Below are 12,074 nucleotides of genomic sequence, written 5' to 3'. Positions count from 1 at the left end.
CGCGCAGAATTGCGCCATACCTGTCCGATTTGTGAATTATGGACAGGCATTGGTAGCAAAGGAGCGGCTGAAAGAAAATTTTACGAGCAGGCTGTTGCGCCAAAAAATCGATTGCACTAAGTTTTTCCGGCAACGTTTCAGTGAGGGAGGAGAACTCATGAATATCCGTTCGTTCGCGGCAATGCTCGCCGCTTCCGTCATCATTCCGCTTGGCGCAGCCCAGGCAACCGATCTCGAAGTCACCCATTGGTGGACCTCGGGCGGTGAAGCTGCTGCCGTCGCCGAGCTCGCCAAGGCATTCGACGCCACCGGCAACAAGTGGGTCGACGGCGCTATTGCCGGTTCCGGCGGTACCGCGCGTCCGATCATGATCAGCCGCATCACCGGCGGCGACCCGATGGGCGCCACGCAGTTCAACCATGGACGCCAGGCTGAAGAACTCGTCCAGGCAGGCCTGATGCGCGACCTGACCGATGTCGCCACCGCAGAGCACTGGAAGGACATCATCCGTCCGTCGAGCCTGCTCGATTCCTGCACGATCGACGGCAAGATCTACTGCGCTCCCGTCAACATCCACTCCTGGCAGTGGCTGTGGCTCTCCAACGCTGCCTTCAAGAAGGCTGGCGTCGAAGTGCCGAAGAACTGGGATGAATTCGTCGCTGCCGCTCCGGCTCTCGAAAAGGCCGGCATCGTGCCGCTCGCCGTCGGCGGTCAGCCGTGGCAGGCTACCGGCGCGTTCGACGTGCTGATGGTCGCAATCGCCGGCAAGGATACCTTCTACAAGGTGTTCAAGGACAAGGACGCAGAAGCTGCTGCCGGTCCCGAAGTCGCGAAGGTCTTCAAGGCTGCCGACGATGCCCGCCGTATGTCGAAGGGCACGAACGTTCAGGATTGGAACCAGGCAACCAACATGGTCATCACCGGCAAGGCCGGCGGTCAGATCATGGGTGACTGGGCGCAGGGCGAGTTCGCGCTTGCCGGCCAGAAGGCCGGAACCGACTACACCTGCCTTCCGGGCCTCGGCGTCAACGAAATCATCTCCACCGGTGGCGATGCTTTCTACTTCCCGCTACTGAAGGACGCAGAAAAGTCGAAGGCGCAGGACGTTCTCGCCAAGACGCTTCTCGACCCCAAGACCCAGGTTGCCTTCAACCTGAAGAAGGGCTCGCTGCCGGTTCGTGGCGACGTCGACCTGGCCGCTGCCAACGACTGCATGAAGAAGGGTCTGGAAATCCTCAAGAAGGGTAACGTGATCGAAGGTACCGACCAGCTGCTCTCGGCCGACAGCCAGAAGCAGAAGGAAGACCTGTTCTCGGAATTCTTCGCGAACCCGTCGATGACGCCGGAAGACGCCCAGAAGCGCTTCGCTGAAATCATCTCTTCCGCCGACTGATCGTTTTCCGATCGCTGAGGCGATCCGGCTCCCGCGTGGGGCCGGATCGTTCCGGAATGCGGGGTCCGATCCCGCGTCCGGCTCCATCCCGGCAGCGCCATGCGTCTGTGCGGAATGGTGAGGGGAGGCGACGAAAACAAGGAGGGCAGCCGCGCAAGCGGTGCCGCTCTGGATCACAAGACGCAATTGCGATTCAGGAGGAGTCACAATGACGGGTCAAGCGCAAGCAGGCCGGCCAAACCAACTATTGCGCAATCTCAATTCGAAGATTGCTTCCATCCCGATGATCCTTACCGCCCTGGTCATCTTTCTCGGCGGTACGCTCTGGACGGTGTTCTATTCCTTTACCAATTCGAAGCTCCTGCCTCGGTTGAGCTTCGTCGGTTTCGACCAGTACAAGCGCCTCTGGGCTGCACCGCGCTGGATCGTTTCGATCGAAAACCTTGCCCTCTACGGCATCCTGTCGCTGATCTTCAGCCTGGTGATCGGCTTCGTGCTGGCCGCGCTGATGGATCAGAAGATCCGGTTCGAGAACACGTTCCGTACGATCTTCCTTTATCCTTTCGCTCTGTCCTTCATCGTCACCGGTCTCGTGTGGCAATGGGTGCTCAATCCGGAATTCGGCGTTCAGTCGGTGATCCGGTCGCTCGGATGGACGAGCTTCACTTTCGACCCGCTCTATACGCCGAGCATCGTCATTTACGGCGTCCTGATCGCCGCTCTCTGGCAGGGGACCGGGCTCGTCATGTGCCTGATGCTTGCCGGTCTGCGCGGCATCGATGAGGACATCTGGAAGGCGGCGCGTGTCGACGGCATTCCGATGTGGAAGACCTATCTCTTCATCGTCATCCCGATGATGCGCCCGGTTTTCATCACCACGCTGGTCATCATCGCCAGCGGTATCGTCAAGGTCTACGACCTCGTCGTGGCGCAGACTTCAGGCGGTCCGGGCATCTCGTCCGAAGTGCCTGCCAAGTATGTCTATGACTACATGTTCCAGGCGCAGAACCTCGGACAGGGCTTCGCGGCCTCGACGATGATGCTGATCACCGTCGCCATCATCATCATTCCCTGGGCTTATCTGGAATTCGGCGGAGGGCGCAAGCGTGGCTAATACCGGAACCCTCAACACCACCGCGGCCGGCATCGACGCCGTCGCCTCCAAGCTTGGTTCAGGCCCGAGCGGCCCGCGGCCGAAGCCTGTTCTTTCGGCGCGCAACATCATGCTCTACGGCACGCTGTTCGTCGCCGCCGCCTATTACCTGCTGCCGCTCTACGTGATGGTCGTGACCTCGCTGAAGGGCATGCCTGAAATCCGTATGGGCAATATCTTCTCGCCGCCGATGGAAATCACCTTCGAGCCGTGGGTGAAGGCCTGGGCGACGGCCTGCACCGGCCTCAATTGCGATGGCCTGTCGCGCGGCTTCTGGAACTCGGTGCGCATCACCGTGCCCTCGGTCGTCGTGTCGATCGCGATCGCTTCGGTGAATGGCTATGCGCTTGCCAACTGGCGCTTCAAGGGCTCGGAGTTCTTCTTCGCGGTCCTCGTCGTCGGCGCGTTCATTCCCTACCAGGTGATGATCTATCCGATCGTTATCGTGCTGCGTGAAATCGGCATTTACGGGACGTTGACCGGCCTGATCATCGTGCATTCGATCTTCGGCATGCCGATCCTGACGCTGTTGTTCCGTAACTACTTCGCCTCGCTTCCCGAAGAACTCTTCAAGGCGGCGCGTATCGACGGTGCAGGATTCTGGCAGATCTTCTTCCGGATCATGCTGCCGATGTCGCTGCCGATCTTCGTTGTCGCAATGATCCTGCAGGTCACGGGTATCTGGAACGACTTCCTGTTCGGCGTCGTCTTCACCCGCCCGGATACCTATCCGATGACCGTGCAGCTCAACAACATCGTCAATTCGGTGCAGGGCGTGAAGGAATATAACGTCAACATGGCCGCGACGATCCTCACCGGTCTCGTGCCGCTTATCGTCTACTTCGTGTCCGGACGTCTCTTCGTCCGCGGTATCGCCGCTGGCGCAGTGAAAGGTTGATCATGAACACAAGCGTTTCCATCAAAGATCTGTCGCTGAATTTCGGTGCGGTCAGCGTTCTCAAGGACCTGAACCTCGAAATCAACGACGGCGAGTTCCTGGTCCTGCTCGGTTCGTCCGGCTGCGGCAAGTCCACGCTCCTGAACTGCATTGCTGGTCTTCTCGATGCATCGGCGGGGCAGATCTTCATCAAGGGCAAGAACGTCACCTGGGAAGAGCCCAAGGACCGCGGCATCGGCATGGTGTTCCAGTCCTACGCGCTTTATCCGCAGATGACGGTCGAGAAGAACCTGTCCTTCGGCCTGCAGGTCGCCAAGGTTCCTCAGGCGGAGATCGACAAGCGCGTCGCCCGGGCTGCCGAGATCCTGCAAATCCAGCCGCTCCTGAAGCGCAAGCCGGCCGAGCTTTCGGGCGGTCAGCGCCAGCGTGTCGCCATCGGCCGCGCCCTGGTGCGCGATGTCGACGTCTTCCTCTTCGACGAGCCGCTGTCAAACCTCGACGCCAAGCTGCGCTCGGAGCTGCGCGTCGAGATCAAGCGCCTGCACCAGTCGCTGAAGAACACGATGATCTACGTCACCCATGACCAGATCGAGGCGCTGACACTGGCCGATCGTATCGCCATCATGAAGAGCGGCATCATCCAGCAGCTGGCCGATCCGACGACGATCTACAACAAGCCGCGCAATCTCTTCGTCGCCGGCTTCATCGGCTCGCCGTCGATGAATTTCCTGCGCGGCGAACTGGCAACTGCGAACGGCAAGCCTGCCTTTGTGGCAAACGGCGTGACCTTCTCGCTGGAGGGATACCAGGCTTCCGAGCCGCTGCAGCCCGGCCGAAAGGTGGTGCTCGGCGTCCGTCCCGAGCATATCAAGGTCAACGAGGAGCTCGGTGCCGAAGTTCATGAAGCGACGGTCGACGTCGAGGAGCCGATGGGCGCCGACAATCTGCTCTGGCTGAAACATGCCGGACATACGATGTCGGTACGCATCAACGGCGCGCGCCGCTTCAGCCCCGGCACGCCGGTCAAGCTCGGCTTCGACACCTCGCTCGCGTCGGTCTTCGATGCCGAGACCGAGGACCGGATCTGACAAACGCAATAGGGGCGGGGCGTAAGCTCCGCCTTATCCTCAATAGCGGCCGAAAGGCCGTCCAAGTTTGGCCGCGGACCGGTATCGGTCTTCCCAGGGCGGCCTGATCGGAAACATACCATGACGTCCTTGCCGAAGAACGGTTCCCCCATCGACCTCTCGGGCAGCTGGCACCTTGCCTCCGCCGATGGCGAGGTCAAAACCACGATCGATATTCCAGGCGACGTGCACACCGCGCTGCATGCCGCCAATCTCATTCCGGACCCGTATTTCGGCCGGAACGAAGAGAAGATCCAGTGGGTCGCCGAGCAGGAATGGACGATCGAGCGCAGCTTCAAGCTCAAGGAAGCCGAGGGCGACTGGTATCTCGATATCGACTATCTCGACACGGTTGCCTCGGTCTATGTGAACGGCTTCCTGGCGCTTTCGGCCGATAATGCCTTCCGCCGTTACCGTCCTGACGTGACGTCGATGCTGAAGGCCGGCGACAACACGGTGCGCATCGTCTTCAAGTCGAGCATCGCTGAAGGTGCCGACCGGCAGGGTAGGCAGCCTTTCTACATTCCTTATTCGACCGGCAACTCGCCGATCCCGAACGGTAATATGCTGCGCAAGCCGCAGTGCCATTTCGGCTGGGACTGGAATATCGCGCTGGCGCCGCTCGGTCTCTACGGCACGGTCGCGCTGAAGAAGCTGGAAACGGCCCGCATCGAACATGTGACCACGCGCCAGACGCATAATCTCGACGGCAGCGTCGAGCTGCAGGTGACCGCTACGCTCTATTCGAAGGACCCGGGCATCGTGCCTGTGCATTTCGAGCTCGACGGCGAGCGGGTGCGCCTCGATGTCGGCGTCAATGGCGGCGAGACCGTCATCAATCAGTTCTTCCAGATCGACAAGCCGAAGCTCTGGTGGCCGTCGGGCAGCGGCGAGCAGGCGCTCTACACGCTGAAGGTCGAGCTTCCCGCCGATAGCGTCACCAAGCAGATCGGTCTCAGGACCGTCGAGCTGATCACCACGCCGGATGCCGCCGGCAGCCGGTTTGCGTTCAAGGTCAACGGCCGTGAGATCTTCTGCCGCGGCGCCAACTGGATCCCGGCCGACGCGCTCTATTCGCTCTCGTCGCCGGAGAAGACCGAGGACCTGCTGCAGTCGGCGAAGGCCGCCAACATGAACATGATCCGCGTCTGGGGCGGCGGGTTCTACGAGCAGGATTATTTCTACGATCTCTGCGACCGGCTGGGCCTGATGGTCTGGCAGGACTTTATGTTCGCCTGCAACCTCTATCCCTCGACCGATGACTTCCTCGATAGCGTTGCGCTCGAGGTGGACTATCAGGTCAAGCGGCTCTCCTCGCATCCGTCGATCGCCATCTGGTGCGGCGACAACGAGCTGGTCGGGGCGCTCACCTGGTTCGAGGAGTCGCGCAAGGACCGCGACCGCTATCTCGTCTCCTACGACCGCCTGAACCGGGTGATCGAACTGGCGATGAAGAAGGCGGCGCCCGGCGCCATCTGGTGGCCGTCGAGCCCGGCTTCCGGCTATCTCGATTTCGGCGATGCCTGGCATGCCGATGGTTCCGGCGACATGCATTACTGGTCGGTCTGGCACGAGAACAAGTCGTTCGACAATTACCGCACGGTGCGGCCGCGCTTCTGCTCGGAGTTCGGGTTCCAGTCCTATACATCGTTGCCCGTCATCAAGACCTATGCCGATGCCAAGGACATGAACGTCGCGTCGCCGGTGATGGAGCTGCACCAGAAGAATGCCGGCGGCAACGAGCGGATTGCCGGCACGATGTTCCGCTATTTCCGCTTCCCGAAGGATTTCCCGAATTTCGTCTATCTCAGCCAGATCCAGCAGGGCCTGGCGATCAAGACGGCGGTGGAATACTGGCGGTCGCTGAAGCCGCATTGCATGGGCACGATCTACTGGCAGCTCAACGACACCTGGCCGGTGGCCTCGTGGTCGAGCCTCGATTACGGCGGCCGCTGGAAGGCGATGCATTATCTCGTCAAGCGCTTCTTCCAGCCGGTCGCGGTCGCCGCAATCCCCAATGACGACGGCAAGGCGATCCGTTTCTCGCTGGTCAACGATACGCTGGACGAGGTGAGTGTCGATCTCTTGATCTCGATCCTGACGATGAAGGGCGAGCGCAAGCATCTCAGGGATGTGCAGGCGATCTGCACGCCGGATGCGGCGGTCACGGCTGCCTCGATCGACCTGTCCGACGTTCCAGACGGGACGCTGCTTGCCTGGCGCTTCACCGCGTCGAACGGCATGGGCGGCGAGGGGCATTATGTCCACGGCACCTACAAGGCGCTGGAGCTCGAACCCGCCGGCTTGCAGGTCACGCACGAATATATCGAGGAGGACGGTTCGGTCTGCCTCAATGTCACCGCGAAGGGACTGGCGCTCTTCGTGATGATCGAGACGGACGAGGACGGAAAATATTCCGACAACGCCTTCGATCTGGCGGCCGGCGAGACCCGCCGCATCACCTTCACCCCGGCAAATCCGCTCGAGAAGGGCAAGCTGCCGGACTTCCGTTTCTATGATCTGCATTCCTGCCAATCGGCAGAATGATTTGAAAGATGGGCACGAGGCCCGAGGAGGATACTATGACGAAACTCAGCTTCCAGCTTTACAGCGCGCGCAACTTCCAGCCCTATTCGGCGATCTTCGAAAAGCTCGGCAAGGCCGGCTACCAGGAAGTCGAAGGCTTCGGCGGCATCTATGCCGATCTCGACGATGCGGGCCTGAAGAGCCTGCGTGCCGAACTCGACAAGAACGGTCTGACGATGGCGACCGGCCATTTCAGCCCCGATTTTCTCGACGGCGAAGTCAAGAAGTCGCTCAACATCGCAAAGACGCTCGGCATGGATTCGATCTATGCGCCGCATCTGGCGGCTGAACAGCGCCCGACAGATGGTGCCGGCTGGCTGGCATTCGGCAAGCGCCTGCATGAGATGGCCAAGCCCTTCAAGGATGCAGGTTACGAGTTCGGCTGGCATAACCACGACTTCGAATTCGTCAAGCTTGCCGACGGCTCGCTGCCGATCGAACGCATCTTCGAAGGCGCGCCGGACATTTCCTGGGAAGCCGATATCGCCTGGGTCGTCCGTGGCGGTGCTGATCCCTTCGCCTGGATCGAAAAGCTCGGCTCGCGGATCACGGCGGTTCACGTCAAGGACATCGCGCCTGCAGGCGAGAGCAAGAACGAAGACGGCTGGGCCGATGTCGGTCACGGCACGCTGCCCTGGGCAAAGCTGATCGCGGCGCTGAAGGGCACCAAGGCCAAGCATTTCGTCGTCGAGCATGACAATCCGGCTGATATCGACCGCCTGATCACCCGTTCGATCGCATCCTACAAGACCTATTGAGGCTTATCATGACCAAGGAACTTGGCGTTGGCATCATCGGATGCGGCAACATCTCCACCACCTATTTCTCGCTGTCGCCGCTGTTCAAGGGCCTGAAGGTCCTTGCCTGCGCCGACATCAACATGCAGGCCGCCGAAGCCCGCGCCGCCGAATACGGCGTCAAGGCCCAGACGATCGAGGAGCTGCTTAAGAACGACGAGATCGACGTCGTCGTCAACCTGACGATCCCCGACGCGCATTTCCCGGTCTCGAAGTCGATCCTCGAGGCCGGCAAGCATGTGTATTCGGAAAAGCCGCTGGTCCTGACGCTTGAGCAGGGCGAAGAGCTTCGCCGCATCGCCAAGGCGAAGAACCTGTCGGTCGGTTGCGCACCGGATACCTTCCTCGGCGGCGCGCATCAGCTTGCCCGCAAATATATCGATGAAGGTGGCGTCGGCCGCATCACGTCGGGTGCCTGCTATGTCATGAGCCCAGGTATGGAGATGTGGCATCCGAACCCGGACTTCTTCTTCCTGCCCGGCGGCGGCCCGATCCTCGATCTCGGCCCTTACTACATCGCCAACCTGATCAACCTGATCGGCCCGGTGAAGCGCGTCGGCGCCATGACCTCGATGGCATCGGAAACCCGCACGATCACCAGCGCGCCGCGCAACGGCGAAGTGATCCCGGTGAAGACGCCGACGACGATCCAGGCAATCCTCGAGTTCGTCAGCGGCGCAACGGTGACGCTGACGGCAAGCTGGGACGTCTGGTCTCACCGCCATGCCAATATGGAGCTCTACGGCACCGAAGGCTCGATCTATGTGCCGGATCCGAACTTCTTTGGCGGCGTCGTCGAGGCGAGCGGCAAGGACAAGGACATCAAGCCGGTCGAGGGCTGGGATCATCCCTTCGGCATCTTCAACCAGGAGAGCCCACAGGGACCGCGCGCCAACTACCGCACGGCCGGTCTCGCCGACATGGCGATGGCGATCATTGAGGGGCGTGATGCGCGCTGCTCGCTCGACCGCACGCTGCACGGTGTCGACGTCATGACCTCGATCCTGAAGTCGGGCGAAGAGGGACGCTTCATCGAGCTGACGACGACCTGCACGCAGCCGGCCGCTCTCGGCATCGAAGAGGCGCAGGCGCTGCTTCGGTAATCGCCCGCTCTTGAAGTGAGGCTTCAAACGACTATTGTCCCGCGCGGGCAAACTGCCCGCGCGATTTTCTTAAAGGAATAGAACCATGAGCTGGCAACCGGCTTCCGACCGTTATTCGAAGATGAAATACAACCGCACGGGCCGTTCCGGCCTGAAGCTGCCTGCCGTCTCTCTCGGCCTTTGGCACAATTTCGGCGGCGACACGCCGCATGACCGCAAGGTCGACATGTGCCGCACGGCCTTCGATCTCGGTATCACTCATTTCGACCTCGCCAACAATTACGGCCCGCCTCCCGGCAGCGCCGAGACCGCTTTCGGCGAGATCCTGCGCACCGATTTCGCAGGTCTGCGCGATGAGCTGATCATTTCGTCCAAGGCCGGTTACGACATGTGGCCGGGTCCTTACGGCGAGTGGGGCAGCCGCAAATATCTGATCGCGTCCTGCGACCAGAGCCTGAAGCGTATGGGGCTCGACTATGTCGATATCTTCTACTCGCACCGTTTCGATCCGGAGACTCCGCTGGAAGAGACCTGCGGCGCGCTCGATCATATCGTCCGTTCCGGCCGCGCGCTCTATGTCGGCATCTCGTCCTATAATTCGCAGCGCACCCGCGAAGCGGCCGCGATCCTGAAAGATCTCGGCACGCCATGCCTCATCCATCAGCCGAGCTATTCGATGCTCAACCGCTGGGTCGAGGACGACAAGCTGCTCGATACGCTCGATGAAACGGGCATGGGCTCGATCGTCTTCTCGCCGCTGGCGCAGGGCATGCTGACGACCAAGTATCTCGGTGGCATCCCGCAGGACAGCCGCGCGGCGCAGAACCACTTCCTGAAGAAGGACTTCATCCGTCCTTCGATCATCGACAACATCAAGAAGCTCAACGAGATCGCCGAGAAGCGCGGCCAGACGCTGGCGCAGATGGCGATCGCCTGGGTGCTGCGCGGCGGCCGCGTGACCTCGGCGCTGATCGGCGCCAGCCGCTCCTCGCAGATCGTCGATTGCGTCAAGGCGCTCGACAATCTCGAGTTCACCGCAGACGAGCTGAAGCAGATCGATGTCTATGCCAAGGAAGCGGATATCAATCTGTGGGCTAAGTCGGCTGAGCTGGAATAGGCTGGGTGATTGATGACGCCCGGGGGAGTTTGGCGGACAACGTTTCACCATGCTCCCTCATTCCTGTGCCCTTAGGGCTGCGCCCACGGGATGTCACAGGAATCCAGCCGGCCCAAGTCCTTGGGCCGGTAAGACTCTTCTCGCCGCGCGGACGCGCGGCGGCTGGATCTCTGTGACATCCCGTGGGCGTAGCCCTAAGAGCACAGAGATGAGGGGGAGACGGGTATTAATGCTCACAGCCCCGGCGAAATTGACGTACGTACCGCAAATTCTGGAGGAGCCGCCATGATCCGCAATCCCATTCTGCCCGGTTTCAATCCGGACCCGTCGATCTGCCGTGTCGGCGAGGACTATTACATCGCGACGTCGACCTTCGAGTGGTACCCGGGCGTGCAGATCCACCATTCGCGCGACCTGGTGAACTGGACGCTTGTGAAGCGTCCGCTGGAGCGCAAGTCGCAGCTCGACATGCGCGGCAATCCTGACAGCTGCGGCGTCTGGGCGCCCTGTCTTTCCTATGCGGATGGTTTGTTCTGGCTTGTCTATACCGACGTCAAGCGCTTCGACGGCAATTTCAAGGATGCGCATAATTACATCGTCACGTCGCCGACGATCGACGGCGAATGGTCCGAGCCCATCTATGTCAATTCGTCGGGCTTCGATCCGTCGCTGTTTCATGACGAGGACGGGCGCAAGTGGTTCGTCAACATGCAGTGGAACCACCGTACCGAGAGCTATGGCGGGGCGCCGAAATCACCGGCCTTCGACGGCATCCTGCTGCAGGAGTGGGACGCCGAGACGCGTTCGCTCGTCGGGCCGATCAAGAACATCTTTGCCGGCAGCCCACTGGGGCTCGTCGAGGGACCGCATATCTTCAGGAAGAACGGCTACTATTATCTGACGACAGCCGAAGGCGGCACCGGATACGACCATGCGGTGACCATGGCGCGTTCGCGCAGCATCGATGGTCCTTATGAGATGCATCCGAACATGCATCTGATCACCTCCAAGGACCAGCCGGGTGCGGTGCTGCAGCGGGCAGGGCATGGGCAATATGTCGAGACGCCGGATGGGCAGGTCTATCACACCCATCTCTGCGGCCGGCCGATGCCGCCGAAGCGGCGCTGCACGCTGGGGCGCGAGACGGCGCTGCAGAAATGCGTGTGGAAGGAAGACGGCTGGCTCTATCTCGAAAATGGCACCGTCGTGCCCGATGTCGAGGTGCCCGGCCTGAATGGTGCGACGCTTGCCGAAAAGCCGGTTCGCACCGAGTACAGTTTCGACGGTGGCAAGCTGCCCGCCGATTTCCAGTGGCTGCGCACGCCGGAGCCGCAGCGCATCTTCAATCTGACGGAGCGGCCCGGTCATCTCCGGCTGATTGCCCGCGAAAGCATCGGTTCCTGGTTCGAGCAGTCGCTGGTGGCGCGCCGCCAGGAACATCACAGCTTCCGCGCCGAGACGGCCGTCGAGTTCCAGCCGGATACCTACCAGCAGGTGGCGGGCCTGACGCATTACTATAACCGCCACAAGTTCCATGCCGTCGCAGTGACGCTGCATGAGAAGCTCGGGCGCTGCGTGACGGTGCTCTCCTGCGATGGCGATTATCCGAATGGGCGGCTGAGCTTCCCCGCAGGCAGCGGTGTGGCAGTGCCCGCAGAAGGCCGCGTCCAGCTGTCGATGGAAATCCGCGAGAACGGGCTGCAGTTCTTCTGGCAGACCGAGGGTATGGGCGCCTGGCAACCTGTAGGCCCCGAGCTCGATGCCGGCGTCGTTTCCGATGAGGGTGGGCGCGGCGAGCATGGCTCGTTTACCGGCGCCTTTGCCGGCGTCTTTGCCTTCGATACGTCGGGCAGGGCGAAGACGGCCGATTTCGACTGGTTCAATTACGAGGAGCTGTGAG

At 61.2% G+C, this 12,074-nt stretch carries 9 protein-coding genes; all 9 read left to right on the top strand.

What is annotated here, in order from left to right:
• Positions 1-157: 157 nt before the first annotated feature.
• The 9 genes from ACQZ5H_RS07365 to ACQZ5H_RS07325 all read left to right on the top strand — a co-directional run bounded on the left by ACQZ5H_RS07365 (position 158) and on the right by ACQZ5H_RS07325 (position 12,073).
• Complete coding sequence (locus ACQZ5H_RS07365) at positions 158-1,393, top strand: ABC transporter substrate-binding protein (protein WP_130278108.1); 1,236 nt, start codon at positions 158-160, stop codon at positions 1,391-1,393.
• A gap of 208 nt (positions 1,394-1,601) precedes the next feature.
• Entirely contained in the window at positions 1,602-2,507 is a 906-nt protein-coding gene (locus ACQZ5H_RS07360; protein WP_130278109.1) for a carbohydrate ABC transporter permease, read from the top strand.
• Complete coding sequence (locus tag ACQZ5H_RS07355) at positions 2,500-3,444, top strand: carbohydrate ABC transporter permease (protein ID WP_130278110.1); 945 nt, start codon at positions 2,500-2,502, stop codon at positions 3,442-3,444. The genes ACQZ5H_RS07360 and ACQZ5H_RS07355 overlap by 8 nt, the downstream gene beginning before the upstream one ends.
• A gap of 2 nt (positions 3,445-3,446) precedes the next feature.
• A complete protein-coding gene (locus ACQZ5H_RS07350; RefSeq protein ID WP_130278111.1) occupies positions 3,447-4,532 on the top strand; it encodes an ABC transporter ATP-binding protein in 1,086 nt (361 codons plus the stop codon).
• 120 nt (positions 4,533-4,652) lie between these two features.
• The gene (locus ACQZ5H_RS07345) at positions 4,653-7,118 is read left to right on the top strand and encodes a beta-mannosidase (protein WP_449097192.1); all 2,466 of its coding nucleotides are present in this window, start codon (positions 4,653-4,655) and stop codon (positions 7,116-7,118) included.
• 35 nt (positions 7,119-7,153) lie between these two features.
• A complete protein-coding gene (locus ACQZ5H_RS07340; RefSeq protein ID WP_449097191.1) occupies positions 7,154-7,915 on the top strand; it encodes a sugar phosphate isomerase/epimerase family protein in 762 nt (253 codons plus the stop codon).
• Between the two features lie 8 nt (positions 7,916-7,923).
• Entirely contained in the window at positions 7,924-9,057 is a 1,134-nt protein-coding gene (locus ACQZ5H_RS07335) for a Gfo/Idh/MocA family protein (RefSeq protein ID WP_449097190.1), read from the top strand.
• An 85-nt stretch (positions 9,058-9,142) separates the two neighbouring features.
• Positions 9,143-10,174, top strand: coding sequence for an L-glyceraldehyde 3-phosphate reductase (gene mgrA, locus ACQZ5H_RS07330; RefSeq protein WP_449097189.1), 1,032 nt, complete (start codon positions 9,143-9,145; stop codon positions 10,172-10,174).
• A 285-nt stretch (positions 10,175-10,459) separates the two neighbouring features.
• The gene (locus ACQZ5H_RS07325; protein ID WP_449097188.1) at positions 10,460-12,073 is read left to right on the top strand and encodes a glycoside hydrolase family 43 protein; all 1,614 of its coding nucleotides are present in this window, start codon (positions 10,460-10,462) and stop codon (positions 12,071-12,073) included.
• Position 12,074 lies beyond the last annotated feature (1 nt).

This window comes from Rhizobium sp. 21-4511-3d (assembly GCF_053522545.1).
The sequence above is the reverse complement of the archived record's forward strand: the minus strand, read 5'-3'. Positions and strand labels throughout refer to the sequence as shown.

Bases quoted from the DNA above. Each gene is read 5' to 3' on its own strand.
- ACQZ5H_RS07365 (WP_130278108.1), top strand. From the start codon at position 158: ATGAATATCCGTTCGTTCGCGGCAATGCTCGCCGCTTCCGTCATCATT.
- ACQZ5H_RS07360 (WP_130278109.1), top strand. From the start codon at position 1,602: ATGACGGGTCAAGCGCAAGCAGGCCGGCCAAACCAACTATTGCGCAAT.
- ACQZ5H_RS07350 (WP_130278111.1), top strand. From the start codon at position 3,447: ATGAACACAAGCGTTTCCATCAAAGATCTGTCGCTGAATTTCGGTGCG.
- ACQZ5H_RS07345 (WP_449097192.1), top strand. From the start codon at position 4,653: ATGACGTCCTTGCCGAAGAACGGTTCCCCCATCGACCTCTCGGGCAGC.
- ACQZ5H_RS07340 (WP_449097191.1), top strand. From the start codon at position 7,154: ATGACGAAACTCAGCTTCCAGCTTTACAGCGCGCGCAACTTCCAGCCC.
- ACQZ5H_RS07335 (WP_449097190.1), top strand. From the start codon at position 7,924: ATGACCAAGGAACTTGGCGTTGGCATCATCGGATGCGGCAACATCTCC.
- mgrA (WP_449097189.1), top strand. From the start codon at position 9,143: ATGAGCTGGCAACCGGCTTCCGACCGTTATTCGAAGATGAAATACAAC.
- ACQZ5H_RS07325 (WP_449097188.1), top strand. From the start codon at position 10,460: ATGATCCGCAATCCCATTCTGCCCGGTTTCAATCCGGACCCGTCGATC.